Below are 25,461 nucleotides of genomic sequence, written 5' to 3'. Positions count from 1 at the left end.
CTTGCGGGGCGGTGGGCTGTGTGATCATTTGGCCCCATGACACAGACATCTGATCCCGCATTTTTCGTGACGCCGCAGGGCCGTCGTATTGCTTATCACCTCACGGACGGCGCCGCGCCTGCGGTTGTTTTCCTAGGCGGTTTCAAATCCGATATGATGGGCACAAAGGCCATCCACCTTGAAGAATGGGCGCGTCGTGAAGGTCGCGCTTTTTTGCGGTTTGATTATTCGGGGCATGGGGAAAGCGACGGCGCGTTCACGGACGGCGCGATTGGCGATTGGTTCGAAGATGCCCGCGCCGCCATCGGCTTGATCGCTGGCAAGGTTGTCTTGGTCGGGTCCTCAATGGGCGGGTGGATTTCGTTGCTCTTGGCCCGCGATATGCCTGAACGGATTGCAGGGTTGGTGACCATCGCTGCCGCTCCTGATTTTACAGAAGACAGCATGTGGGCCGGATTTGATGATGTGCAGAAGGCGGCGTTGGAAACTGACGGGCAAGTCGCACTCCCGTCAGAGTATGGTGATCCCTACATCATCACGAGGCGCTTGATCGCAGAAGGGCGTGATCGCCTTGTCCTGCGTGATCCGCTGGATCTGCCGTTCCCGACACGGTTCTTGCAGGGTACGGCGGACGCTGATGTGGATATGTCCGTCGCATTGCACCTGCTTGATCATGCCAGTGGCTCTGACATGCGGCTAACGCTTGTGGATGGGGCGGATCACCGGTTTTCTGATGAGACCTGCCTTGATCTGATTCAAACTTCCGTCGTGGATGTGCTGCAGTCCCTGACCTAAAGCCGATCAAACGTGACGTCACGCTAGGGACAGCGCCACAGACCGCTTAGGCACGATCCAACCAAATACGTGGGAGGATTAGGGCATGGCGTTATCTTTGGGACAAAAGGCGGGCTGGGGGCTGGCCGACATGGGCATCGTGGTCTTTGTCGTGGTCAAACAACTGCTCGTGCTGGTTTTTCTGACGTCCGTTTTAGGGGTCCCTGTGGGGATCGCAGGCTTTGTCACCACGGCTGTGTTGATCTTCGATATGGTTACAGACCCGCTTGTCGGTCACTATAGCGACAGAACCCATAGCCGGTTCGGGCGACGCGCCCCTTGGATGGCGGTTGGCGCGGTTGTGATGGCTGCAGGAATGGCCGTATTGTTTGCAGTACCCGATGGGCTGCCCTTAGCCGGCGATCTGGCCTGGGTCATCGCGTTTTTTGGTGTCGCCACCATTGGCTTCACGATGGTTGCGATCCCGTTTAGTGCGCAAGCGGGCGAAATGACCCAAGATCCGCGTGAACGGTCCGCCATGACCGCCTGGCGCATGGGGTTCGCGAGTGTTGGTATCCTAATCGGCGGCGCATTGGTGCCCGGATTGGCCACAAACATGGGATACGCCATGGCCGCTGTGGCCGTCAGCCCCCTGATCATCGGTGCGATCTGGATATCCCTGTTTGCGACGCGCAAAGCCCCGCGACTGGCGCAAGACGCCCCGATCCCGTTGAAAGAAGCCTATCGTTTGGTTTTCGACAACCGCGCTTTCATGGTGTTGGTGGCGCTTTACGGCGTGATGACCCTTGCGATTGCACTGATCACCGCCGGATTGCCGTTTGCTGCGATTTATCTCATCGTTGATGCAGGGGACAACGCGCTGTCAGGCGTGGCTGAGGCGTTGACGACGCTCAGCTTGATGTTCGCGGCCTTTGTTGTCGGTTCTATCGTCAGCCAAGCGTTTTGGGTTCGACTGTCTAACCAGATCGGCAAATTAGCGGCGTTGCAGGGCGGACTTGTTTTATATGTGACGTTGCTGTGCGGGCTGTTTTCTGTGCTGCCGTCGGTCAATGTCACGACGATGGCGGGAATGTTTGTGCTCGCTGGATTTGCGAACGGATCGTACCAGCAAATCCCTTGGGCGCTGTACCCTGATCTGATGGATGTCACGCGAGCCAAGACAGGGGCTGCGATCGAAGGCGCGTTTTCTGCAGTATGGCTGTTCGGTCAAAAACTGGCAAACGCGCTAGCACCGTTGGTGTTGGGGCTTTTCTTGCAGGCAGCGGGCTGGCTAGAAACAACAGCAGGCGTGGTGACCCAAGAACCGACCGCGATCACAATGCTTCATGTTGCAATCACAATGATCCCTGCAACCATTTTGGTGATTTCTCTTTTGGGGCTGGGTTTGGTATACCGACCGTTGGCACAGGCAGCACTTGGCAGATAAATGTATGAGATCCAAACGCTAGAAGCGGACATCGCGGCGGCGGAAGCAAAGGTAGACCATCTGCGTGATGGATGTGCCAAATGTATCAGTTGGGCAGGGGACGCAGGCGTACAAACGGATGTGGCCGTCGTGTTTATCCACGGGTTTTCAGCGACATGCGGTGAATTGCGCCCATTGCCAGAAATGATCGCAGAGGCGCTGGGCGCAAACCTGTTTTGCACGCGCTTGATGGGGCATGGCCAAAACGGGAACGCAATGGGTCGCGCGACGTTGGAAGGATGGCGCGCTGATGTGCGCGAGGCAGCAGCCATCGGGCAAAGCCTTGGCAAGAAAGTGCTCTTCATGGGCTGTTCGACCGGGTGCACGCTGACGACTTTAGGGCTGACGAATGGTGACATTTCACCAGACACAGCGCTAGGCGCGGTGTTTGTGTCACCTAATTTCGGACTGCGGCACAAGGCGGCGCAGGCCGTGTTGGACATCCCGTTCTCGGAATACTGGGCCCCTTATTTAATTGGTAAAGAACGCAAATTCGACATCATCAGCGACGGTCACGCTCAGTTCTGGACGACACGCTATCCGACCAAGGCGGTAAAACCGATGGGGGATGCGGTGCGTGCGGCGATGCGATCTAATTTGTCAGGCATTGATACACCAATGTTTATGGCCGTGAACCCGGATGATCAGGTGATTAACCCGACGCGTGCCCGCAAAGTGATAATGGAATGGGGCGGCCCGACATACAAGTTGGCGCTGCAGCAGACCAAGGATGACGACGCTATGGGACATGTCATGGCAGGCGATGTCTTTAGTCCCGGCCAAACTGCACCACTTGCGGCACGTATTGTCGAATGGGCACATAATCTCTGACTTTCCCCCTTCCATTGGGGAAAGACTTGCGCCTAAAGAATGCGGACGGCAGTGTCGTCACAATCAAAAAAGTATCAGGCAAGCAGACCCATGAAATTGTTCAAGGCCCTCAGTTAGTATGGGCGATCCGGTAGTCTTTATTCCGCCAATGTTGTGCGATGCCCGTGTTTTTGCGGATCAAATCGCCGAATTGTCGCGCGACAATCCCGTCCTGTTTGCACCGACGCGTGGGATGGATACGATCGAGGCGATCGCGGCCCAGATTTTGTCATGGGCACCGCAGGAATTTGCTTTGGCCGGTGGTGGCATGGGCGGCATGGTCGCGCTTGAATTGCTGCGCCGCGCGCCCAAACGCATCACGCGAGTGGCATTCATCAATGTGAATGCCCAAGCCGATACCCCCAAAACCGCCGCAGACCGCGAACCGATCATCATTGCGGCCAAGGCGGGCCGTTTTAACGATGTGATCGCCGAACGCTTCGCACCAGAACGGTTTTGCGCAGACACTGACGTCACAGCCTTGATGCCGTTGCTGCAGGACATGGCAGAGGGCATTGGTGCAGAGGCGTTCGTCAAACAGGCGCGTGCTGTCCAGCGCCGCAAAGACCAACAAGCCGTGCTGCGCAAGATCAAGCAGCCGGCCTTGGTGATTTCGAGCGATAGCGACCCAGATAACACGAAACGCAGGCAAGATTTCGTGGCCGAGATGATCCCGTATGCCAAACACGAGGTGATCACAGGCGCAGGGCTTTTGCCATCGCTTGAACAGCCCGCGCAGCTATCGAAAATTCTCAGGGACTGGTGCCGCCAACCGCTGGTGCTGCGCTAAAGAAAAAGGCGGTCATTGGGACCGCCTTCTTTTATTTCTTGCTGTTTGCCGCTTTGCGTCCGGCCCTTGTTTTGGGGGCTGCTTTCGCTTTGGTCGGTTTCTTTTCCGGCTTTTCTGCAGTTTTCACCGGTTCGGCCTTTGGGGCCGCATTCGCTTTTTTGGCGGCAGGCTTCTTCGGTGGATTGTCTGCGACAACTTTCAGGTCAGCCTTCGCCGCTGCTGGCTTGGCCACGGGCGCTGGGTCATCGGAATTGGCGTCAATGAAATCCAGCACCAATGGACGGATGTTGTCGCGCCAGCTGCGCCCCGCAAAGATACCGTAGTGACCAGCGCCCGGTTCAAGGTGTGACGCTTTTTTGCTATCGTCCAATCCGGTCAAAAGCCCCAAGGCCGCAAGGCATTGGCCCGGCGCCGAGATATCGTCTTCTTCACCTTCGACAATCTTCACCGCGACATTATCAATTTTGCCGATATCGACTTGTTGGCCGTTCACAACAAAGGCGTTGCGCGCGATGTCGCGGCCTTTGAAAATACGTTCAACCGTGGACAGGTAGAATTCAGCGGTCATGTCCATCACGGCAAGGTATTCGTCGTAGAAGATGTTGTGTTTGTCGTGATCGCGGGCTTCGCCCTTCGCGGATTTGATGATCTGGTCGCGGAATGCGTTTGCGTGGGTTTCGCCGTTCATTGAAATGAAGGACGCTAATTGTAGCAGACCTGGATACACCATGCGGCCAACGCCTGCATATTTGAAGCCAACGCGCTGGATCATAGTCTGTTCAAGCTGACCCATGGTGACCGACCGCCCAAAGTCAGTGACTTCAGTATGGTTCGCTTCGGGGTCAACTGGGCCGCCGATCAACGTCAGGGATTTAGGCTGGGCTGTCGGATCTTCGCCGGCGAGATAGGCGGTCGCAGCAAGTGCGAGCGGCACGGGCTGACAAACAGCAATCACGTGGATATCTGAGCCAAGCTCTTTCATGAAATCGACGAGGTATAATGTGTAGTCTTCGACGTCGAACTTGCCGGCGCTGACGGGGATGTCGCGCGCATTGTGCCAGTCGGTCACATAGACTTCGCAATCGGGCAGAAGGCTGATCACGGTTTTGCGTAGCAACGTCGCGTAGTGGCCGGACATTGGCGCGGCCAGCAGAACGCGACGCTTCATCGGTTCGCGGCCTTGGACCTCGATATGGATCAAGTCGCCGAAATCGCGTTCCAGCACAACTTTGACGTCGACAGGGTGGTCGCGACCGTCGCCTGTGGGAACAGGCGGGATGTTCCAATCCGGTTTTACAACCATGCGACCGAATGTCCGCTCAGTTACTTCGCCCCAAGCGCGCAACCAGTCCATTGCAGGGTTTGTGGTAAGCGACATCATCGGGTAGTCTGCAAATGCGCGTGCTGTTGCGCCCAACCATTGGTTGGTGTTGCGAGTGGCTTCCATGAGGTCGTATGTCATCATGTATTTCATTTGAGACGGCTCCTGTTCGCGCGCATTAGGTATTTATTAACGCCTGTTAATGCAAAAGTAACGAAATGCTGCAACTGCACGGTAGGACGCATAGATTAAGATGACAACAACTGAATCAGACGACCGCGCAATAAATGAAACAAATGCAACGACGCTTGAAGCGAATCTTTCGCGAATAGAAGAGCTTACTCAGCGGTTGCTTGTTGCAATGAATCCCAAACGGCACGTCCCAACGTCGTTGCAAGGTCCGTCTCCAGACCTTTATGCAAAGGCAGCATCCGCATACGTCACCGAAATGATGAACAATCCGGGCAAGATCATCGAACAGCAGGTCGCGTTCTGGGGCAAATCGGTCAAACACTATATTGAGTCGCAGCATCTTCTGGCCCAAGGCAAATTGGCGCATCCTGTAGATGAAACCGCGCCTGACCGTAGGTTTGCCCATGAACTGTGGGACACGAACCCGTATTTCAATTTCATCAAGCAGCAGTATCTGATGAACGCGGACGCCGTACGTGATGCGATTTCCGCGATTGATACGATGGACGACGGCGAAAAGCGTCGTCTCGAATATTTCGGGGAACAGATTGTCGACATGTTCAGCCCGACAAACTTCCTTGCCACCAATCCCGAAGCATTAAGTCTTGCGGCTGAGACAGAAGGTGAAAGCCTTGTCGCGGGGTTAGAAAACCTGATCCGTGATCTTGAAGCAAACGACGGTGATCTGGTTGTGACGCTTGCCGATAAGGAAGCATTTGAAGTGGGGCGCAACCTTGCCACGTCACCCGGAGAGGTCGTGTACCGCAATCACCTGTTTGAATTGATCCAGTACACCCCGAGCACCGAAAAGGCGCATGAAATCCCGTTGATGATCTTTCCGCCGTGGATCAACAAGTTCTATATCCTTGATCTGAAACCAGCCAACAGCATGATCAAATGGGCGGTAGAGCAGGGGTACACCGTTTTTGTGGTGTCTTGGGTCAACCCAGACGCAACCTACCGTGATACGTCAATGACTAACTATGTCGAAGACGGCTACCTGACGGCGATTGATCAAGTGAAATCGATCTGCGACGTCAAGAAGGTGAACGCAGTTGGTTATTGTATCGCAGGCACAACCCTGTCGATCACCATGGCATTGATGGCGCAGCGTGGCGATAAATCGATCAATTCAGCCACCTTGTTCACAACTCTGACCGATTTCTCGGATCGGGGCGAAGTTGGTGTGTTCTTGGATGACGACTTCGTTGACGGGATCGAAGCCGAAGTTGCGGAAGCAGGCGTGCTTGACCGGTATTATATGTCGCGGACTTTCAGCTTCTTACGTTCGAATGACTTGATCTACGGTCCGGCGATCAAAAGCTACATGCTGGGCAAAGCCCCACCTGCGTTTGATCTGCTGTATTGGAACGGGGACGGGACGAACTTGCCTGCGAAAATGTCGGTCGAATACCTCAGGGGCCTCTGCCAAGGCGACAGTTTTGCGACGTCCGGTTTTGACATCGCGGACACCACTGTTCGCCTGTCAGAGGTGACAGTGCCGATCTGCGCCATTGCTTGCGAAACCGATCATATTGCGGCTTGGAAAAGCAGCTACCGTGGGGTTCAGGGGATGGGGTCGAAGGACAAAACGTTCATTTTGTCAGAGTCTGGTCACATCGCGGGTATCATCAATCCACCTTCGAAGAAGAAGTATGGACACTATACCAACCCCGAACTGGGGCTGACGCCGGACGATTGGCTCGCTGATGCGGACAAACACGAAGGGTCTTGGTGGCCACGTTGGGATGCATGGCTTGCGCCACGATCAGGTAAACAGGTGAAGGCGCGCACGCCGGGGGACAAGAAACACCCGGTTCTTGGGCCTGCTCCGGGGACATATGTGGCCAAGTGAGTCGCGAAATCGCGTTCGCCTGAAGCGTGTTTTTTCCAATTTTTATGTTTGTATGATCCCTGTTTTTAAGGGCTATGCGACTTAACCCCACGTAAAGACTGGATAATATGCACGTGCAGAATTTTTATGCTGCAATGCAGAAAAAGACTTGAAATGCCGCATTGCAGCATGCATATTGGTGTCAGACGAAATGATGCGGTCCTCCCCCGCGAAACCATTTACCTGAAAGGTCAGTACCATGGCTAACACACAAGATTTCACAGCTGTTTTCAAAGACATGATGGGTTCTTTCCCAATCGACACAAAAGCAGTTGAAGAGCAGTTCAAGTCTTCCACGACTTTGGCTGAAAAAATGTCCGGCGTTGCAATCGACGCTGCTGGCAAATCTGCTGAGCTGTCCGCAAAATGGACACAGGACACACTTGCTAAAGTTGAAGCAATGTCCAAAGCAAAGGCAGAGCCTGCTGATTACGCAAAAGCAATGACAGACTTCGCGTCTACATCTGCCGAAGCTGCTGCAGAGCACATGTCAGCATTCGCTGAAATCGCGAAAAAAGTTCAGACTCAGACAATGGAACTGATGATGGCTGCTGGCAAAGACATGTCCGAAGACATGACTGCTGCTGCGAAGAAAGCACAGACAGAACTGACAACAGCTGCGAAAAAAGCGACTGCTTCTGCAAAGTAAGCGTTGTTGAAAATTAACCGCGCCTCTCCTCCCTTAGGTGTCGGTATTTCGAGGCGGTCTGCAATGCGGGCCGCCTTTTTTCGTACCGAACAGCCGTCACATCCGGTTAACGATTTGTGAAGGTTGTTGGTGCAAAACAATCCAGATCACGTCGCGCTGAAGTGCTGTGATTTGCAACTTTTGTCGTAAGTGCGTATAACGTTTCCAATAAAAATAATGACTTGAGCGGTTTCTTCTAATGTTCACAATTCTAAACAGCGTCTGGGATAACATCCTCGGCCCGCTTTTGCAGCGTCCTAAGCGCCAGCAAGTTGCTGCCCTTTGCTATCGTGGCGATGGGGCGGACAAAGAGGTATTGCTGATCTCCAGTCGTGATACCGGCCGCTGGATTATTCCAAAGGGCTGGCCGATCCGTGGCAAAAACGGCCCCCAATCTGCGATGCAGGAAGCATGGGAAGAAGCTGGGGTGCGTAAAGGCACAACGGATACTGACGTGATTGGCACGTATACATACGACAAACGTCAGTCGACAGGTTGGTCCATACCCGTTGAGACGATGGTTTATCCTGTCGCTGTGGAAACCATCGAGGATGAATTTCCAGAGGTGTCACAGCGCAAACGTCAATGGGTAAGCCCAGACGATGCCGCTGATCTGGTGCAAGAACCGGAATTGCAGAACATCTTGCGCAGCATCTAAAACGATAGGCTTTTGTTGCTTTATTGCGAATAATCGTTGAAAGCTGCCCCCGACTATACGGGAGTGGGACATGACCAACAAAAACGACGACGGGCGTCACTTAGATACGCTCGATCGTGATTTAGCACGATTTTCAAATTTAGAACTTGCGACACAATACGTGTCCCGCCCCATGGTCGGGCCCGGGATTTCGATCTTGTTCGTCGTATTGGCGGGCCTGTTGGCCTTGTTGTTCCTCGGGCAAACGACGAACACTTTGATCGTTGTAATCGCAGCATGTTTGGGCGCCTACATGGCCTTGAATATCGGTGCGAACGATGTTGCCAACAACATGGGGCCAGCCGTTGGTGCCAATGCGCTGTCCATGGGCGGCGCGATCGGGATCGCGATTGTCTTTGAAAGTGCTGGCGCATTGATCGCAGGCGGCGACGTGGTGTCCACAATTGCAAAGGGCATCATTGAACCAGAAAGCATGGGCGACGCCCAAACGTTTATGTGGGCAATGATGGCAGCGCTTTTGTCTGCCGCACTTTGGGTGAACCTTGCCACGTGGGTCGGCGCACCTGTGTCCACGACCCATTCGGTCGTTGGTGGTGTGATGGGCGCGGGGATCGCTGCGGCTGGCTTTGCCGCGGTGACGTGGCCGACAATGGGCGCGATTGCCGCAAGCTGGGTGATTTCGCCTGTCCTGGGTGGTGCGATTGCCGCCGGTTTCCTGTGGTTGATCAAGGCCAAGATCATCTACACACCTGACAAAATCGCCGCTGCACGCAAGTGGGTGCCAATTTTGGTGGGCATCATGGCGGCTGCTTTTGCCGCTTATCTGGCGCTGAAAGGCATCAAGAAACTGATCAAAATCGACATCCTGACCGCCCTTGCGATCGGTGCGGCGATTGGTGTGATCACGTGGCTGGTAATGATCCCTGTCATCAAAAAGCAGTCCGAAGGTCTGGAAAATCGCAACAAATCCCTGAAGGTTTTGTTCGGCATTCCGTTGGTCGTGTCGGCTGCATTGCTCAGCTTTGCGCACGGTGCGAACGATGTAGCGAACGCCGTTGGCCCATTGGCTGCGATTGTGCAGGTGGCTGAATCCGGTGATTTCACGCAGGCGTTTAGTATTCCTGCTTGGGTTATGATCATCGGTGCCTTCGGGATTTCCTTTGGTTTGTTCCTGTTCGGGCCAAAGCTGATCCGCATGGTGGGTGGTCAGATCACAAAGCTGAACCCGATGCGTGCGTACTGTGTGGCGCTGTCTGCGGCGATCACCGTGATCGTGGCCAGCTGGCTGGGGCTGCCTGTTAGCTCTACTCACATTGCCGTTGGTGGTGTGTTTGGTGTTGGTTTCTTCCGCGAATGGGATGCGGAACGCCGGATCAAAGCCGCGCGTCAGGCGATGCCTGATCGGCCAAGCTACGGTCCAGAAGAACGCCGTCGCCGCAAGTTGGTGCGCCGTTCACACTTCATGACGATCATCGCCGCATGGGTCATCACTGTGCCTGCTGCTGCGATTTTGTCTGCGCTGATCTTCTTCGGGATCACTGCGATCGTTGGTTAAGTAAACCAAAAAAGGGGGCCGCGCGGCCCCCTTTGCTATCTCCGAAACGACCCCTCCCGTTTTCTTTTCTTTTCTTTTGCGGCACTGCCGCTTAGGCTTTGCTGCAATGCAGTACGTCTAGGGAGGGACAGCATATGGCCGAGGCTAACAAACCATTGCTTATCAAGCGCTACGCGAGCCGTCGTCTCTACAACACCGAGACGAGCGATTACGTGACGCTGGAAGATATCGCGACGTTCATTCGTGAAGGGCGTGAAGTCCAGATCGTTGACCTGAAATCAGGTGATGACCTGACCCGTCAGTATCTGCTCCAAATTATCGCAGAACACGAAAGCCGCGGCGAAAGCGTGTTGGGCGTTGATATTCTGACCGATCTCGTGCGCAGCTACACCAGTCAGGCGTCTTCCGTCGTTCCGGATTTTCTGCGGGCGAGCTTTGAGATGCTACAAAACGGTCAATCCAAGGCGATGGAGAACATGACCAAGGTGAACCCGATGGCCGCGATGCCCGGGTTTGATGCGATGCGTGCGCAGCAAGAAATGTTCATGAAGGCGATGACTGGTGGCATGATGCCTGGTGGTACGACACCGGACAGTTCGTCCCCTGAAAAATCATCCGGCGACGACCTGAGCGACATCAAGGACCAGCTGTCCGCATTGCAAGAAAAACTGGCCAAAATGGGCAAATAACGCCTTTTGGGCGCGAAGGATAAAACGATGGTTACGACGGCCGGACGTGTCACCTTATGGGGGATCGAAGTCTTTGTGGCGACGGCAGAAGAAGGGGCGATTTCAGCAGCCTCGCGGCGGCTGGGCACATCTGCAGCGACGGTCAGCCAACAATTGACGAACCTTGAAGGCGCGATTGGCACGACCCTACTTGATCGGGGCGCACGTCCCGTGACGTTAACACCTGCTGGCGAAATGTTCCTGCGCCGCGCGAACACCATCTTGAACGAAGCAGAACAAGCCCGTGCCGAATTGGCGATGGCAGATTTGTCGCGTCTGACGCGGTTACGCCTAGGGATGGTCGAAGATTTCTCGGCGGATGTGACGCCAGCTTTGCTCGCCGAAATGTCTGCTGATTTGATGAACTGCCACTTCCTACTCGAGACGGGCGCGACCCATCAACTGACCGAACTTCTCGATTCTCGGGCCTTGGATATCATCGTTGCTGCAGAGACAGGTCGCCATGATCCGGGCGTTGAAGTTTACCCGCTGATGGAAGAACCGTTTGTCGCCGCTGTGCCAAAGGGCCGGATCAAAGAAGGCGACATCGCCAAACAGCTACGCCGCATGCCGTTGATTCAATACACAACGCGCCATCATATGGGGCGCATGGTCAAAGCGCACTTGGATCAAGAAGGCATCACCTTGTCCCACAGGTTCGAATTGGACAGCTATCACGCCATTATGGCCATGGTCGCTGAAGGGGCAGGATGGTCTATCCTGACGCCACTTGGTTGGATGCGGGCTGCGCGGTTCCGCGATGATGTGGATCTGATTGAACTGCCATTTGCGCCAATTTCACGCAAAATCACGCTGACGTCCCGCAAAGATGTGCTGTCAACGATGCCCGCGACGATCGCCGAACGGTTGCGCCCGTTGCTCAAAGACATGATCGTTGACCCGGCCGTGGCAGAGCATCCTTGGTTGGCTGAAAAACTCCGCCTGATTTGATTGCCGTTTGTGCGACGACCCCTTAGACATTTTGAAAAAGGGGGACGTGATGCAAAACAACGATGTCGCTGAACGCGGTTTGGTCTTGCTGGGATGCGGCAAGATGGGCTCTGCAATGCTGGCCGGTTGGTTGGCGGGTGGTTTACCTGCTGCGTCGGTCTGGGTGTTGGACCCGCATCCGTCGGATTGGGTGAAGGCCCAAGGCGTTCATGTCAATACAGATTTACCCGCTAACCCCGCGATCATTTTGGTCGCTGTGAAACCGCAGATGATGGGCGATGCTTTGCCCAGCCTACAGGCGCTTGGCAATGGCGAAACATTGTTCGTGTCCGTTGCTGCTGGTACCTCAATTGCGACATTCCAAGACGTTTTGGGGGCACAGACCCCCATTGTGCGCGCCATGCCAAATACACCCGCGGCCATCGGGCAGGGGATCACCGCGTTGATCGGGAACGCCCGTGTAACAGACACGCAGCTTGATCTCGCGGATCAGTTTTTGGCTGCAGTGGGGCAGACGGTGCGTTTGGAAAATGAAGGACAAATGGATGCGGTGACGGCTGTGTCGGGATCAGGCCCTGCTTACGTCTTCCACCTGATAGAGGCCTTGGCCGCAGCGGGGACCGCGCGTGGTCTGCCTGCGGACATGGCGATGCAGCTGGCGAAAGCGACGGTTGCTGGCGCAGGTGCATTGGCCGCGCAAGCGGAAGAAGGACCCGACCAATTACGGGTAAACGTGACATCTCCGGGTGGTACGACGCAGGCGGCGCTCAATGTGCTTATGAATCAAAATGATGGTTTTCCCGCGCTACTAATGCGTGCAGTTGATGCCGCTGCCGACAAATCAGAGGAACTGGGCCGTGACTGACGAGATTAAATTTGACGATTTCCTGAAGGTAGATGTGCGTGTCGGCACCGTCCTGCGCGCCGAAGCCTACCCAGAGGCACGCGTGCCCGCGATCAAGCTTTGGATCGATTTCGGCGAAGAGATTGGCGAGAAAAAAACGTCTGCCCAGATCACTGCGCATTACGATCCCGATATGATTATTGGCAAACAAGTTCTGGCCGTTGTGAACTTTCCTCCGCGCCAGATTGGTAAGTTCATGTCAGAGGTTCTTGTGCTTGGCATGCCTGACAAAGATGGTGGTGTGGTTCTTGTTGGCCCAGACCAGAATGTACCCGTGGGAGGGCGACTGCATTGAAAACACTTCTGATTACGCGCCCCATTGCCGAAGCGGTGATCGACCAAGCCCGTGAATTGTTTGATGTGACCGTCAGCGAAACGGGCGCATTAGATGAAGCCGCAGCAGAACAAGCGTTACAAAGCTACGACGCTATTTTGCCGACTTTGGGCGATCTATTCAGCGCGCAGGCGTTTGCAGGGGCGGCTGGAAATATGCGTTGCAAAATGCTGGGCAATTTTGGAGTGGGCTACAACCATATCGACGTGGCCGCTGCGAAACAGGCCGGCGTGCTGGTGTCCAACACGCCTGACGTGCTGACCGACGCGACAGCAGATATCGCGATGACGTTGCTTCTGGCAACCGCGCGGCGGGCAGGGGAAGGCGAACGGCTTGTCCGGTCTGGCAACTGGGGCGGCTTTGGCCCGAAGGATCTGCTTGGCACGCATGTGACAGGGAAAACCGTCGGGATCGTTGGTATGGGCCGGATCGGCCAAGCGATTGCGCGGCGATGCCATTTTGGTTTCGGAATGGACGTCGTTTTCTACAACCGTTCCGCGAAGGCTGTCGACTTCCCCGCGACGCAACTGCCGACGCTCGCGGACACGATGGGGGCCGCTGATTTTGTTGTTGTGGCAACCCCTGGTGGTGCGGCGACGACCCACCTGATCGACAGCGCCGCCCTATCGGCGATGAAACCGTCCGGCATTTTCGTGAATATCAGTCGTGGTGAAGTTGTTGATGAACCTGCATTGGTCGCGGCGCTTGAAACAGGGCAGATCGCTGGGGCTGGTCTAGACGTCTACGAGAGCGAACCGATCGTGCCTGATGCGCTCAAGACAATGGATAACTGTGTGCTACTGCCGCATCTTGGCAGCGCGACAGTCGAAACACGACAGGCGATGGGCCAAATGGCCTTGGACAATATTATTGCGTGGTCAAACGGAAACGTTCCGCCGCAATCCGTTTGAATTGAAACGATTGTTGCTCAGAACAAACAAATTTCCGTGACCGCCGGAAATTCTTACGGCTAGGGTCGCTATTCTTTTGGGTAGTTAATTCGTGTCGCCAACGGCGGCACGCCAATGGCGTCTGCACAAAGAAACATAGCGTTCATTTCCGCCGATGGATACTTGATCCCCGTCCGTTAAAACGCGGCCAGTGTCGTCTTTGCGCACGACCATCGTTGCCTTTTTCCCGCAATGACAAATCGTGCGGACTTCGCGCATTTCGTCACAAATCGCGAGCAATGCAGCGGAGCCTGGAAATAGTTTTCCTTGGAAATCGACCCGCAGGCCAAAGCACATAATCGGCACTTTCAGATCGTCCACTGCACGGGCCAATTGCCAAACCTGATCTTCACCTAGGAATTGTGCTTCGTCGATAAAGACGCAGGCGCATGGACCTGCGTCGAGGCGCGTTTTGACCTTAGAAAAAAGGTCTTCGCCAGGGCAGAACGTGTCGGCGTCTTCGCCAATACCAATGCGGCTGGCAATACGTCCTTCGCCGGCACGATTGTCGAATTGGGCGGTCAGCAAATAGGTCTGCATGCCCCGTTCGATGTAGTTATGGGATGCCTGCAAAAGGACAGTCGATTTGCCTGCGTTCATTGTCGAGTAATTGAAATAGAGCTTTGCCATGCGCCCAAATAGCGTCGCCTGGCGACTAAATGCAAGATCGTCATCTGCGCTTTAGCCACCAGACGTCAGACCCTTACCATCAACCGTGAGTGGCCAGTTGTTGGAAACTGGCTGCACCGCGTTTCAAATCAGAAAGCGAATGCAATAGATGGTCGGGTCTTCTGTGTGCCCCCGTCCCAAGGACACTTTCCAAATGACAAACAACCGTGATTTGAATAATGGGAATGACAGAATGCTTTTCCCCTCCATTGCCTATACGTGGTGGGGTGCGTAAAGTGCATGAAACACCTTGGGGGACACGATGGCCGAATATAACGGTTACCTAAAGAAGCACACCGAAGCCTTGGTCAAGGATGTCGGTATTGAAAACGCATGTAAGCTAACTGGTCGGTCCAAGGCAACGTTGGGACGGTACTATTCTGACAGCGAAGAACATTCTGATCGGTTCATGCCTGTTGATGCTGTTGCCGCATTGGAAGCAGCCGCATCCTATCCGCATGTCACGTCAGCATTGGCAGAAATGCGCGGCATTACAATGTCTTACAATGATGAACGCCCGAATAAAGAAGGCGGCATCAATTCTGATGTGATCATGCTGAGCCAACGTTTTGCGATGTTGATGGGTGAATACAACCAGTCGATAGAAGACGGTGTAATCTCTGCAAACGAAGCAAAGCGCCTGCTGCGCGAAACGCTCGCTTTGCAAAAAGTTCTGATCGAAATGAAGTTGCATCTTGAAGATGAGCACGAGTGATTACGATCCATCCGCACCGATCGATCTAGCCGATCTTCCCTTGATTGTGCCGGATGCGCTGCATCCAATCGACGTTACGTCACTCGCTGGGCCGGATGGGCCGCAACATCCGCCACGCATCCTGATTCTATACGGAAGCCTGCGTTCTGGCAGCTATTCACGGCTTGCCGCCGAAGAAGGGGCGCGTGTTTTGCGTGTTCTCGGCTGCGATGTCCGCTTTTTTGATCCTACAGGTCTTGGCGCGCCGGATGATCCGACAGCGGACGAAGGCAAGGTTCAAGAATTGCGTGATCTGGTAATGTGGTCCGAAGGAATGGTATGGTCCAGCCCCGAACGGCATGGCGCGATGACGGGTTTGATGAAGACGCAGATCGATCAGATCCCCTTATCTCCGATTGGCGGAATTCGCCCGACGCAGGGCAAGACCCTTGCTGTGATGCAGGTGTGTGGCGGTTCGCAATCGTTTAACACTGTGAACCAGCTTCGCATTCTGGGGCGCTGGATGCGCCTGATCACGATCCCGAACCAGTCGTCCGTACCTGCCGCGTATAACAAGTTTGAAAAGGGCAGGATGCTGCCCGGGTCGCATTACAACCGGATCGTTGACGTGATGGAAGAACTCGCGCGTTTCACGATCATGACGCGGGGTCGGCCGCAATTGACGGATCGCTATTCCGAACGCGTTGAAACGCTGGAACAGACGCACGAGCGTGTCATCAAGCTTTAGCTGCGTATGACGATCACGGAACCGACGGAATAGCCCGCGCCGAACGAACAGATGATTCCAGTGTCACCAGCCTGCAAATCCTTGGAATTCTGAGAGAACGCAATGATCGATCCCGCAGAGGACGTGTTGGCGTAATCTTGCAGGATGTTCGGTTGTTCACCCTCGGCAGGTTCACGGCCCAGTACCTTTTTACCAATGTAATCGTTCATCGTCTTGTTGGCTTGGTGTAGCCACAGACGGTTCAGATCGTCCGCTTGAACGCCTTCGTCGGCCATGTGTTCCGCAATATGGCGGCTGACAAGCGGCAGGACCTCTTTGAAAACTTTCCGCCCGTTCTGCATAAATTGCATGTCGCGCTGATCACCCATTTGGTCGTGGGCGCGGCGCAAAAAGCCATTGTTGTTGCGAATGTTGTTCGAAAACTGTGTAGCACACCGCGTCGATTTGACTTTGAAATGCGGCTTGGTCAGGCCTTCGTCGCGTTCTAGCAAGGTTGCTGTGGCGACGTCGCCAAAGATAAAGTGGCAGTCGCGGTCGCGCCATTCCAGATGCGCCGAACAAATCTCTGGGTTCACGACCAAAGCGCGGCGTATCGATCCGGATTTGATCATGTCGGCGGCTGTCTGGATGCCGAAGGTGGCAGAAGAACAGGCGACATTCATATCGAAAGCAAAGCCGCCCGCACCAAGAAGCTGTTGGATTTCAACCGCAATGGCGGGGTAGGCGCGTTCATGATTGGACGCTGCACAGATCACCAGATCCACATCTGCGGCATCGATGCCTGCTTCGTCCAACGCCTTCTGACAGGCGTCGACGCTGATCTCAGCCATGATGCTTGGTGCGTCGTCGTCGCGTGGCGCCAGCGATGGGGACATACGGTCGGGATCAAGAATGCCTGATTTATTCAAGACATAGCGTTGCTCAATGCCCGATGCCGCAACGATAAAGTCCGCAGATGAATGCGGTACGGGGTCCATATCACCGGCTGCAATCGCATCCGCGTTTTTGGCGTTCTGCTTATCCGCGTAGGCGTTAAACGCGACGACCAATTCGTCGTTGGTGATCGCGTCTTTAGGGGTAAAGACGCCGGTGCCGGTGATTGCAACTTTGAACATGAGACCATCCATTTTAGGTCCGCAAACCTTATGCGCGGTTGGGCGAAGCGTCCATCTTAACGACACGTTACTCTACGTTACGTATGCGCCAGAATGTACCGTCGCCAAAGGGAACGGGCGACAGCATCGGGCGACTTGCAGCTGGCAATCCGTCGTTGATCAACCCGCTCATGTCGTCGATGATCCGCGCATTGTCCCCGAAATACGTGTGTCCAAAAAAATCACTTTCCGCACCTGTCGCATCAACGATTTCAATCCCGTCGATCAGAACAAGCCCGTCACTGCTATCGCCAATCCGCGGAAAACCGCGCGCGGCCTGAGATGCCTTCAGGGCCGTGTCTTCGGATGACGCATACAAAGTGACGGTCGCGTTGTTCATGGCGGTTAGCCGCGGCGCGATATCGTCAATGAAAACCGCTTTGTCGATGTCAGGGGCGGCAAGGATGACTGTCGTGATCCGGTCCGCCGCAGGGTTTCGTTCGGCGACAAGTTCTTGCAACGCACGGCTTAAAACCCGCGTCCCCATCGAATGCGCAATCAAAATGATCCGGTCGGCATCTGCGGAGGTTCCGAGGTCGGTCAGCACTTGTTTCATGACCCTAACGGATCGTTCTGCCGTCGTGTCATCAACCAGATAATCCTTCGCCTGACCTTGCGACGGCCAGCTATAAAAGAACGTCCCGCCCGTCCAATTCAGGTCATACGCCATCTGCCCCATGCGCCGCGCCGCTTTGTCAAAACTAGTGTTGTAGCCATGGATGTAAGCCAAAATGGCGCGGTTCCCCTCGGCGGCTTGACCGTTCAAGATCGATAAAACAGTGTCGCGGTCAATGACCGCAAGGTCTTGGACCAACACATGGCTTTCCGGATTAGGCGCGACGATCAGCGACATGAACCAGTTCTGACTTTCCAGCACACCTGGTTCATGGTCGTGTGGGATCGATACCGTTGCTGTACCATAGACGAGTTCAGCCAGATCCCCGCCAAAGCGTTCGGGGAGTGGGGCATTGGGAATTTCGGCACGGTTTGTTGCAAAGGTCAGATTAACGGTCGCGTAGCTTTCGTCCTGCACCGGCGGTGGTGCAGCTGCCACCGGTGGTGGTGGCACAGCTTGGGGAAAGAGTCCTCCGATTGGGGGTTCCGACCCGCGGTTGATATCACCGCCATCCCACGGCGCATCGGGCACCACGATCATTGCCTCAGGCACAGCGGGTTGCGGGCTGGCTGTCCAGTTGTACCCCAAGAGGGCAGCAATCATTGTAATCAGTCGCAATAGGATCATGATAATGCCAAGCGTCTTACTAAAATTGGAATGTACGGAGTTTGGCAGCGACAGCTATGATTGCATAGGGGGCATTTTGCTGTCACCATAGAGCACCCGTGTAGTAATGGTTGAAATTATGCATCAGTGTTGCTATGTTGATCCTGTAAAGGAGCACCAATGACCTTACAATTGAAACCACGTGACGTTGATCAAAGGGCAACTGTGTTGACCAAGGCAGTGTTGCGCGCTGCGGCATTGTTAAAGGTCACGAATAGGGAACTGTCTGAAATTATTGGCGTTTCCCCTTCGTTTGTCAGCAACCTGAAATCTGGGTCCGCCGTTTTGGCGATGGAAAGCAAACCTGCGGAACTTGCGGCTCATTTTATCCGTGCGTATCGGTCATTGGATGCGATCGTTGGTGGTGATGAAGCGACTGCTGCTGCTTGGTTGCGTCATGAAAACACGGCACTGGGTGCACCGCCGTTGCAATACATGAAATCTGTTTACGGGCTCGTTGATACCGTCAGCTACCTTGACCAACGCCGCGCCCCCCTTTGAACTAAGCCCCTATCTGGGGGCCTGTTGGCGGTTTGTGGAGGATCAGAATACATCCTCCACGATGAAACTTGTCGATAGCGTGGATGAACAGGCGTTGCTGGAAGACATGCTGGATGTGTCCAAACCGCCTGTGCCTGCGGCCTGCCAACACCTGCACTATCTGCAATACACGCCCTTCCGCTACACAGCCCGCCACGCGACGCGGTTTCGCGAAAAGGGGGACCGACGCGGCGTCTACTACGCCTCTGAAAAGGTCGAAACATGCGCGACCGAAGTCGCCTTCTATCGTGTGCTATTTTACCTTGAAAGCCCCGATACATCCCCATCACCGCGCCCGTTTGAGATGACGGCGTTTCGGACGCAAGTAGGCGGGCCGTCTGCTGATATCACGACCTTTGACGACGTCGGGCCATATGTGGACCCAACGAATTATGCAGCACCTCACGCGTTGGCAGCACAAGTTCGCGCAGCAGATGGCCAGATTATCCGGTTCCCGTCGGTTCGCGATAAAGGCGGGGTGAATCTTGCCGTGCTCACATGTGCCGCGTTCAAATCTGGCATCGGTGAAACCCAAGGGTGGTGGTTTCGATTTGGGAAACACGGCCTTTTCGCAACCCAACGGTTCGGGGAAGGGCGGTTAGAATTCCCGTTTACCATGTTCGCGGACGACCCAAGGATAATCATCCCATAAAAAATGGCCATGCTTATCAGCACAGCCATCCTTCAAACCGATTGTTGTCAGGTTAGCCCTGCAAAGACCGCACACCAACTTCACCACCTGCTTTTTCGCGCAGGGCCAAGGCGGCAGCGTGGGACGCCGCAGCCGTAGTGAAGTACGGGATCTTGTCGTAAAGTGCGACGGCGCGGATTTCACGACTATCTTCAACAGCTTGCGCACCTTCGGTGGTGTTCATGACAAGCGCAATATGCCCGTCTTTCAGGCGGTCAACGATCGTCAATCCGCCTTCATAGACTTTGTTCACAACTTCGCAGGTAACGTTGTTCTCTGACAGCCACGATGCTGTCCCGCGCGTCGCCACGACGTCATAGCCAAGCGATGTCATGATGGTGCAGGCTTCGATCATCGCGTCGGTTTTATCCATATCTTTGATCGACAGGAACACGGTGCCTTCGGTTGGCAGATCAACACCTGCGCCCATCTGCGCTTTCAGGAATGCGCGGGCAAAGTTACGATCCCAGCCCATGACTTCACCTGTCGACCGCATTTCTGGCCCAAGGATCGTATCCACGCCAGGGAAGCGTGCGAATGGCAGAACGGCTTCTTTCACCGAGAACCACGGTGTTTTTGGATCGGCCAATGTAAACGCGTCGCCCATCGGCAGCACATCCATTGGGTTTTCAGACACAGGATATGGATCGCGCAGCGGGAAGTTTGACAGCGGTTCACCCGCCATCAGACGCGCAGCGATAGATGCGATTGCGCTGTCTGTTGCTTTCGCGACAAACGGCACGGTGCGGGATGCGCGTGGGTTCACCTCAATCAGATAGACCGTTTCGTCCTTAACCGCGAACTGGATGTTCATCAGGCCAACAACGTTCAGCGCCTTTGCAAGTGCTTCAGTTTGCTTGCGAATTTCAGCAATCATCGCGTCGGACAAGCTGTGCGGCGGCAGGGAACAGGCACTGTCACCGGAATGAACGCCCGCTTCTTCAATGTGCTGCATGATACCCGCGACATGGGTCGCTTTGCCATCAGACAGGCAGTCAACATCGACCTCAACCGCACCGGACAGGTAGCTGTCGAGCAGAACAGGACTGTCGCCGGACACCACAACGGCCTCTGAAATATAGCGGCGCAGCTGGTCCATATCGCGCACGATTTCCATCGCGCGACCACCCAGAACAAAGGACGGACGAATGACCAGCGGGAAACCGATGCCTTCAGCAATTTCAAGCGCCTCAGCATCTGTTGATGCGATGCCGTTCACAGGCTGCTTAAGACCAAGTTTGTTCACAAGCTGTTGGAAACGCTCACGGTCCTCGGCCAGATCAATTGCATCTGGCGTGGTGCCAAGGATCGGAATGCCTTCGGATTCCAGCGCGTTCGCCAGTTTCAACGGTGTCTGACCGCCAAACTGTACGATCACACCGTGAAGCGTGCCATTTTCCTGCTCAACCCGCAGAATTTCCATCACGTGTTCGAACGTCAGCGGTTCAAAATACAAACGGTCAGATGTGTCATAGTCGGTCGACACGGTTTCTGGGTTGCAGTTTATCATGATCGTCTCATAGCCCTGATCGGTCAGGGCAAAACAAGCGTGACAGCAGCAGTAGTCGAATTCGATCCCTTGGCCGATCCGGTTTGGACCGCCGCCAAGAATCACGACTTTCTTGCGATCAGACGGGCGCGCCTCGCATTCCACGTCACCCATCACGGGGGCCTCGTAGGTGGAATACATGTAAGGCGTTTGCGCCTCAAATTCCGCCGCACATGTGTCGATCCGTTTGAACGACGCGTTAACGCCGAGGTTCTGACGCGCGCGGCGCACGTTATCTTCATCGCGACCCGTCAGCTTTGCAAGGCGGGCGTCGGTAAAGCCCATCATCTTAACGGCACGCAAACCAGACTCGGTCACGGGCAAGCCGTTCACCGCGATTTCGGCTTCTTTCTGAACGATCTCGCGAATACGCGCGAGGAACCAAGGGTCGAATTTGGTGACCGCATGGATATCGTCGTCGGACAACCCGTGCCGCATGGCTTGGGCGATCACGCGGATACGATCCGGTGTTTGTTTGGCCAGCTCTTTGGTGATCGCAGGAATTTCAGGCGCACCGGGAATGTCGATTTCGTCAAAACCAGTCAGACCCGTTTCCATCGACGCCAGCGCCTTTTGCATGGATTCGTGGAACGTCCGACCAATTGCCATGGCTTCGCCAACGGACTTCATCGCTGTGGTCAGATGTGGTTCAGAGCCTGCGAATTTCTCAAACGCAAAACGCGGGATCTTTGTGACGACATAGTCGATTGTCGGCTCGAACGACGCAGGGGTGACGCCGGTGATATCATTGTCCAACTCGTCCAACGTGTAACCAACCGCCAGTTTCGCGGCGATTTTCGCAATCGGGAAACCTGTTGCCTTGGATGCCAAAGCGGACGAACGCGACACCCGCGGGTTCATTTCAATGACGACCATACGACCGTCAGCAGGGTTCACAGCCCACTGTACGTTGGACCCGCCAGTCTCGACTCCGATCTCGCGCAGAACGTTGATCGAATGGGTCCGCATGATCTGGTATTCTTTGTCAGTCAGCGTCAAGGCAGGGGCCACGGTGATCGAATTGCCCGTGTGCACACCCATTGGATCGACGTTTTCGATGGCACACACGATGATCGCGTTGTCGGCTTTGTCGCGGACGACTTCCATCTCGAACTCTTTCCAGCCGAGCAGTGATTCATCGACGAGGATCTGACCAACAGGGGACGCTTCCATCCCAGAGCGGCAGTAAAATTCGTATTCTTCGCGGTTGTATGCGACGCCACCGCCGGTGCCGCCAAGGGTGAAGGCAGGGCGGATAATGGCTGGCAGACCCACGTATTCGATAGCATCAATCGCAAGCTGAAGACCTGCTTGGATGTCGAATTTACCGGCATCATTTTTCGGTGCTGTGACGATCGTGGCCTTCGGGTTTTCGATGCCAAGACGATCCATCGCTTCGCGGAACAGTTTGCGATCTTCTGCCATTTCAATGGCTTCGCGGTTTGCGCCGATCATCTGAACGTTGAACTTTTCCAAAACGCCCATTTCTTCGAGGGCAAGGGATGTGTTCAAACCGGTCTGACCGCCCATTGTTGGCAACAGCGCATCGGGACGTTCTTTTTCGATGATCTTAGCGACGACTTCAGGCGTGATCGGTTCAATATAAGTCGCGTCCGCCAGACCCGGATCAGTCATGATCGTCGCAGGGTTAGAGTTCACGAGAACGACGCGGTAACCTTCTTCGCGCAGCGCCTTACAGGCCTGAGCACCGGAATAATCGAATTCGCAGGCTTGCCCAATAATAATAGGGCCTGCACCGATAATCATGATCGACTTGATATCATCACGTTTTGGCATGGTAGACCCCCAGTATGTGCAAATTGTCCTGCGTTATAGGGATGGCGCAGGCATGTGCAAGATGGATTCTTGATGTTTTTCACAGTCGACACGGCGCGGCGATTTTTCCGGAAAAATCGGATGAAATTTCGCGAAAATTCGGGGTGCGTTGCGCTGTTTGCACAAAACAGGCCATGTCGCGGTTTGGTTTGCTTGACTTTGGTTGTGCAACAAGGTGTAGACGGGGCAAATTCGTCTCGTGAAGGACCTTATAATGCACGCCTATCGTTCCCATTCCTGCGCCGCCCTGACTGCCGCCAATGTTGGCGAAACTGTTCGTCTGTCCGGTTGGGTCAATCGGGTGCGCGATCACGGCGGTATCCTTTTCATCGATTTGCGCGACCATTACGGCATCACGCAGGTGCTATGTGACCCAGATTCGGCGGCCTTTGCGGACGTGGAAAAGGTACGGTCAGAATGGTGTATCCGCATCGATGGCGAAGTGAAGGCACGCGACCCCGAGTTGGTGAACAGCAAATTGCCAACTGGCGAAGTCGAAGTGTTCATTCGCGCGATCGAAGTGTTGGGTGAATCCAAAGAACTGCCTTTGATGGTATTCGGCGATCAGGAATATCCTGAGGAAACACGCCTGAAATACCGCTACCTCGACCTGCGTCGTGAAGCGATGCAAGAGAACATGAAGCTGCGGTCAGACGTTGTGGCGTCCATGCGCAAACGCATGTGGGACACCGGTTTCCGCGAATATCAGACGCCGATCATCACATCGTCATCGCCAGAAGGTGCGCGCGACTTCTTGATCCCGTCTCGTCTGCATCCGGGCAAATTCTACGCATTGCCGCAGGCCCCACAGCAGTTCAAACAGCTGATCATGGTGTCTGGCTACGACAAGTACTTCCAGATCGCGCCGTGTTTCCGCGACGAAGACCCACGCGCTGATCGTTCGCCGACAGATTTCTACCAGCTCGACCTCGAAATGTCGTTTGTCGAACAGCAGGACGTGTTCGACACGATCCAGCCTGTTATCACTGGTATTTTCGAAGAATTCGGCGGTGGCCGTAAGGTTGACCAGACGTGGGAACAAATTTCTTACCGCGATGCTGCCCTGTGGTACGGGTCTGATAAGCCTGACCTGCGGAACCCGATCAAGATGCAGGTTGTGTCCGAGCATTTCAAAGATTCCGGTTTTGCGATCTTCGCGAAGTTGTTGGAACAAGACGGCACGGAAGTCCGCGCCATTCCTGCTCCAACAGGCGGATCGCGTAAATTCTGTGACCGCATGAACGCCTTCGCGCAAAAAGAAGGTCTGCCTGGCATGGGCTATATCTTCTGGCGCGAAAAGACAGCGGATGCCGTGGCCCAAGAGCTTGGGATCACTGTGAAAGAAGCACAAGCCAAACTGAAGTCCGGCGAAGTTGAAGGCGGCATGGAAGCCGCAGGGCCACTGGCGAAAAACATCGGGCCAGAACGGACCGAAGCGATCCGTCAGCAGTTGGGTCTTGGTCTTGGCGATGCGGCTTTCTTCCTTGGCGGAAAGCCGAAAGCGTTTGAAGCGGTCGCTGGCCGTGCCCGTGTCACTATCGGTGATGAACTTGGCCTGACCGACACGAACCGCTTTGCATTTGCATGGATCGTTGATTTCCCGATCTACGAGCGTGACGATGAAACTGGTAAAATCGATTTCGAACACAACCCGTTCTCCATGCCACAAGGTGGTATGGCCGCACTCGAAGGCGATCCAGAGGACGTCTTGGGCTACCAATACGATTTGGCCTGTAACGGTTACGAATTGGTGTCCGGTGCGATCCGGAACCACCGTCCTGAAATCATGTTCAAGGCGTTTGAAATCGCAGGTTATGGCGCAGACGAAGTCGAAAAGCGCTTCGGCGGGATGGTTAACGCATTCCAATACGGTGCCCCGCCACACGGTGGTTGCGCCGCTGGGATCGACCGGATCGTGATGCTTCTGGCCGACGCCACTAACATTCGCGAAGTCATCATGTTCCCGATGAACCAACGCGCTGAAGATTTGATGATGGGCGCGCCAAACGATCCGCAGAACGAACAGCTGCGCGAATTGAACCTGCGCGTTCTGCCAGTCGAAAGCTAAAGATCATTAGAGTTTGTGAATGGGCGCGGGCATTAGCTTCCGCGCCCATTTTCGTTTTTGATCGCTGTCTTGTGGTTTTGCCCTAGCAAATGCCCACCAAGTTGGGCCACGTTGGCCAAAATCGAGAAAGAAAGT

The 25,461-nt window shown here is 54.8% G+C and carries 23 protein-coding genes; 18 read left to right on the top strand and 5 right to left on the bottom strand.

Going from position 1 to position 25,461, the window contains the following annotated elements; translation table 11 throughout:
* The first annotated feature begins 36 nt into the window (after positions 1 to 36).
* The 4 genes from AC0L7R_RS13295 to AC0L7R_RS13280 all read left to right on the top strand — a co-directional run bounded on the left by AC0L7R_RS13295 (position 37) and on the right by AC0L7R_RS13280 (position 3,920).
* The gene (locus tag AC0L7R_RS13295) at positions 37 to 795 is read left to right on the top strand and encodes an alpha/beta fold hydrolase (RefSeq protein ID WP_473657346.1); all 759 of its coding nucleotides are present in this window, start codon (positions 37 to 39) and stop codon (positions 793 to 795) included.
* An 85-nt stretch (positions 796 to 880) separates the two neighbouring features.
* A complete protein-coding gene (locus tag AC0L7R_RS13290) occupies positions 881 to 2,221 on the top strand; it encodes an MFS transporter (protein WP_473657345.1) in 1,341 nt (446 codons plus the stop codon).
* The gene (locus tag AC0L7R_RS13285) at positions 2,222 to 3,091 is read left to right on the top strand and encodes an alpha/beta fold hydrolase (protein WP_473657344.1); all 870 of its coding nucleotides are present in this window, start codon (positions 2,222 to 2,224) and stop codon (positions 3,089 to 3,091) included.
* A 118-nt stretch (positions 3,092 to 3,209) separates the two neighbouring features.
* The gene (locus tag AC0L7R_RS13280; RefSeq protein WP_473657343.1) at positions 3,210 to 3,920 is read left to right on the top strand and encodes an alpha/beta fold hydrolase; all 711 of its coding nucleotides are present in this window, start codon (positions 3,210 to 3,212) and stop codon (positions 3,918 to 3,920) included.
* A gap of 31 nt (positions 3,921 to 3,951) precedes the next feature.
* Here AC0L7R_RS13280 and phaZ read toward each other — a convergent pair whose 3' ends face one another.
* Positions 3,952 to 5,394, bottom strand: coding sequence for a polyhydroxyalkanoate depolymerase (phaZ, locus tag AC0L7R_RS13275; RefSeq protein WP_473657341.1), 1,443 nt, complete (start codon positions 5,392 to 5,394; stop codon positions 3,952 to 3,954).
* 100 nt (positions 5,395 to 5,494) lie between these two features.
* Between phaZ and AC0L7R_RS13270 the strand changes: the two genes are divergently transcribed.
* The 9 genes from AC0L7R_RS13270 (at position 5,495) to AC0L7R_RS13230 (ending at position 14,056) form a co-directional block, all read left to right on the top strand.
* The gene (locus AC0L7R_RS13270; RefSeq protein WP_473657340.1) at positions 5,495 to 7,288 is read left to right on the top strand and encodes a class I poly(R)-hydroxyalkanoic acid synthase; all 1,794 of its coding nucleotides are present in this window, start codon (positions 5,495 to 5,497) and stop codon (positions 7,286 to 7,288) included.
* Between the two features lie 238 nt (positions 7,289 to 7,526).
* Positions 7,527 to 7,976, top strand: coding sequence for a phasin family protein (locus AC0L7R_RS13265; protein WP_247126070.1), 450 nt, complete (start codon positions 7,527 to 7,529; stop codon positions 7,974 to 7,976).
* Between the two features lie 238 nt (positions 7,977 to 8,214).
* A complete protein-coding gene (locus AC0L7R_RS13260) occupies positions 8,215 to 8,673 on the top strand; it encodes an NUDIX domain-containing protein (RefSeq protein WP_473657338.1) in 459 nt (152 codons plus the stop codon).
* A 70-nt stretch (positions 8,674 to 8,743) separates the two neighbouring features.
* A complete protein-coding gene (locus AC0L7R_RS13255; protein WP_473657337.1) occupies positions 8,744 to 10,228 on the top strand; it encodes an inorganic phosphate transporter in 1,485 nt (494 codons plus the stop codon).
* Positions 10,229 to 10,362: 134 nt separating this feature from the next.
* Positions 10,363 to 10,917, top strand: coding sequence for a polyhydroxyalkanoate synthesis repressor PhaR (phaR, locus tag AC0L7R_RS13250; protein ID WP_348107148.1), 555 nt, complete (start codon positions 10,363 to 10,365; stop codon positions 10,915 to 10,917).
* A 27-nt stretch (positions 10,918 to 10,944) separates the two neighbouring features.
* The gene (locus AC0L7R_RS13245) at positions 10,945 to 11,907 is read left to right on the top strand and encodes a LysR family transcriptional regulator (protein ID WP_348107147.1); all 963 of its coding nucleotides are present in this window, start codon (positions 10,945 to 10,947) and stop codon (positions 11,905 to 11,907) included.
* A gap of 49 nt (positions 11,908 to 11,956) precedes the next feature.
* Positions 11,957 to 12,772 (top strand): pyrroline-5-carboxylate reductase, encoded by an 816-nt coding sequence (gene proC / locus AC0L7R_RS13240; protein WP_473657335.1) that lies wholly within the window; start codon positions 11,957 to 11,959, stop codon positions 12,770 to 12,772.
* Entirely contained in the window at positions 12,765 to 13,106 is a 342-nt protein-coding gene (locus tag AC0L7R_RS13235; protein ID WP_473657334.1) for a tRNA-binding protein, read from the top strand. Before proC ends, AC0L7R_RS13235 begins: the two co-directional genes overlap by 8 nt.
* Positions 13,103 to 14,056, top strand: a complete 954-nt coding sequence (locus AC0L7R_RS13230; RefSeq protein ID WP_473657332.1) for an NAD(P)-dependent oxidoreductase — start codon at positions 13,103 to 13,105, stop codon at positions 14,054 to 14,056. The genes AC0L7R_RS13235 and AC0L7R_RS13230 overlap by 4 nt, the downstream gene beginning before the upstream one ends.
* Positions 14,057 to 14,140: 84 nt before the next feature.
* Here the strand turns inward: AC0L7R_RS13230 and AC0L7R_RS13225 are convergent, their stop codons facing one another.
* Positions 14,141 to 14,725 (bottom strand): thymidine kinase, encoded by a 585-nt coding sequence (locus AC0L7R_RS13225; RefSeq protein WP_247126087.1) that lies wholly within the window; start codon positions 14,723 to 14,725, stop codon positions 14,141 to 14,143.
* 301 nt (positions 14,726 to 15,026) lie between these two features.
* Between AC0L7R_RS13225 and AC0L7R_RS13220 the strand changes: the two genes are divergently transcribed.
* Together AC0L7R_RS13220 and arsH are read left to right on the top strand one after the other, a co-directional pair.
* The gene (locus AC0L7R_RS13220; RefSeq protein ID WP_247126089.1) at positions 15,027 to 15,479 is read left to right on the top strand and encodes a hypothetical protein; all 453 of its coding nucleotides are present in this window, start codon (positions 15,027 to 15,029) and stop codon (positions 15,477 to 15,479) included.
* Positions 15,466 to 16,206 (top strand): arsenical resistance protein ArsH, encoded by a 741-nt coding sequence (arsH, locus tag AC0L7R_RS13215; RefSeq protein ID WP_348107143.1) that lies wholly within the window; start codon positions 15,466 to 15,468, stop codon positions 16,204 to 16,206. Before AC0L7R_RS13220 ends, arsH begins: the two co-directional genes overlap by 14 nt.
* On the opposite strand, the gene AC0L7R_RS13210 is transcribed toward arsH, so the two are convergent.
* Together AC0L7R_RS13210 and AC0L7R_RS13205 are read right to left on the bottom strand one after the other, a co-directional pair.
* Positions 16,203 to 17,321: a beta-ketoacyl-ACP synthase III gene (locus AC0L7R_RS13210; RefSeq protein WP_473657330.1), complete on the bottom strand. Its 1,119-nt coding sequence runs from the start codon at positions 17,319 to 17,321 to the stop codon at positions 16,203 to 16,205. The two genes, arsH and AC0L7R_RS13210, sit on opposite strands and share 4 nt — an antisense overlap.
* 67 nt (positions 17,322 to 17,388) lie before the next feature.
* A complete protein-coding gene (locus AC0L7R_RS13205) occupies positions 17,389 to 18,603 on the bottom strand; it encodes an alpha/beta hydrolase (protein WP_473657329.1) in 1,215 nt (404 codons plus the stop codon).
* A gap of 159 nt (positions 18,604 to 18,762) precedes the next feature.
* Here AC0L7R_RS13205 and AC0L7R_RS13200 point away from each other — a divergent pair, with 159 nt between their 5' ends.
* A complete protein-coding gene (locus AC0L7R_RS13200; protein WP_348107140.1) occupies positions 18,763 to 19,143 on the top strand; it encodes an MbcA/ParS/Xre antitoxin family protein in 381 nt (126 codons plus the stop codon).
* Between the two features lie 61 nt (positions 19,144 to 19,204).
* Positions 19,205 to 19,834, top strand: a complete 630-nt coding sequence (locus AC0L7R_RS13195) for an RES domain-containing protein (RefSeq protein ID WP_473657328.1) — start codon at positions 19,205 to 19,207, stop codon at positions 19,832 to 19,834.
* Positions 19,835 to 19,886: 52 nt separating this feature from the next.
* Here the strand turns inward: AC0L7R_RS13195 and carB are convergent, their stop codons facing one another.
* The gene (gene carB, locus AC0L7R_RS13190; protein WP_473657327.1) at positions 19,887 to 23,219 is read right to left on the bottom strand and encodes a carbamoyl-phosphate synthase large subunit; all 3,333 of its coding nucleotides are present in this window, start codon (positions 23,217 to 23,219) and stop codon (positions 19,887 to 19,889) included.
* Positions 23,220 to 23,472: 253 nt separating this feature from the next.
* Between carB and aspS the strand changes: the two genes are divergently transcribed.
* Positions 23,473 to 25,326 (top strand): aspartate--tRNA ligase, encoded by a 1,854-nt coding sequence (gene aspS, locus AC0L7R_RS13185; RefSeq protein WP_473657326.1) that lies wholly within the window; start codon positions 23,473 to 23,475, stop codon positions 25,324 to 25,326.
* Positions 25,327 to 25,461 lie beyond the last annotated feature (135 nt).

This window comes from Yoonia sp. D2-7 (assembly GCF_055809435.1).
Note: the sequence above shows the minus strand (reverse complement) of the source record. Positions and strands in the feature narration are given on the sequence as shown.

Coding starts and splice junctions, on each gene's coding strand:
- AC0L7R_RS13295 (WP_473657346.1), top strand. CDS start 37: ATGACACAGACATCTGATCCCGCATTTTTCGTGACGCCGCAGGGCCGT.
- AC0L7R_RS13290 (WP_473657345.1), top strand. CDS start 881: ATGGCGTTATCTTTGGGACAAAAGGCGGGCTGGGGGCTGGCCGACATG.
- AC0L7R_RS13285 (WP_473657344.1), top strand. CDS start 2,222: ATGTATGAGATCCAAACGCTAGAAGCGGACATCGCGGCGGCGGAAGCA.
- AC0L7R_RS13280 (WP_473657343.1), top strand. CDS start 3,210: ATGGGCGATCCGGTAGTCTTTATTCCGCCAATGTTGTGCGATGCCCGT.
- phaZ (WP_473657341.1), bottom strand. CDS start 5,394: ATGAAATACATGATGACATACGACCTCATGGAAGCCACTCGCAACACC.
- AC0L7R_RS13270 (WP_473657340.1), top strand. CDS start 5,495: ATGACAACAACTGAATCAGACGACCGCGCAATAAATGAAACAAATGCA.
- AC0L7R_RS13265 (WP_247126070.1), top strand. CDS start 7,527: ATGGCTAACACACAAGATTTCACAGCTGTTTTCAAAGACATGATGGGT.
- AC0L7R_RS13260 (WP_473657338.1), top strand. CDS start 8,215: ATGTTCACAATTCTAAACAGCGTCTGGGATAACATCCTCGGCCCGCTT.
- AC0L7R_RS13255 (WP_473657337.1), top strand. CDS start 8,744: ATGACCAACAAAAACGACGACGGGCGTCACTTAGATACGCTCGATCGT.
- phaR (WP_348107148.1), top strand. CDS start 10,363: ATGGCCGAGGCTAACAAACCATTGCTTATCAAGCGCTACGCGAGCCGT.
- AC0L7R_RS13245 (WP_348107147.1), top strand. CDS start 10,945: ATGGTTACGACGGCCGGACGTGTCACCTTATGGGGGATCGAAGTCTTT.
- proC (WP_473657335.1), top strand. CDS start 11,957: ATGCAAAACAACGATGTCGCTGAACGCGGTTTGGTCTTGCTGGGATGC.
- AC0L7R_RS13225 (WP_247126087.1), bottom strand. CDS start 14,725: ATGGCAAAGCTCTATTTCAATTACTCGACAATGAACGCAGGCAAATCG.
- AC0L7R_RS13220 (WP_247126089.1), top strand. CDS start 15,027: ATGGCCGAATATAACGGTTACCTAAAGAAGCACACCGAAGCCTTGGTC.
- arsH (WP_348107143.1), top strand. CDS start 15,466: ATGAGCACGAGTGATTACGATCCATCCGCACCGATCGATCTAGCCGAT.
- AC0L7R_RS13210 (WP_473657330.1), bottom strand. CDS start 17,321: ATGTTCAAAGTTGCAATCACCGGCACCGGCGTCTTTACCCCTAAAGAC.
- AC0L7R_RS13205 (WP_473657329.1), bottom strand. CDS start 18,603: ATGATCCTATTGCGACTGATTACAATGATTGCTGCCCTCTTGGGGTAC.
- AC0L7R_RS13200 (WP_348107140.1), top strand. CDS start 18,763: ATGACCTTACAATTGAAACCACGTGACGTTGATCAAAGGGCAACTGTG.
- AC0L7R_RS13195 (WP_473657328.1), top strand. CDS start 19,205: ATGAAACTTGTCGATAGCGTGGATGAACAGGCGTTGCTGGAAGACATG.
- carB (WP_473657327.1), bottom strand. CDS start 23,219: ATGCCAAAACGTGATGATATCAAGTCGATCATGATTATCGGTGCAGGC.
- aspS (WP_473657326.1), top strand. CDS start 23,473: ATGCACGCCTATCGTTCCCATTCCTGCGCCGCCCTGACTGCCGCCAAT.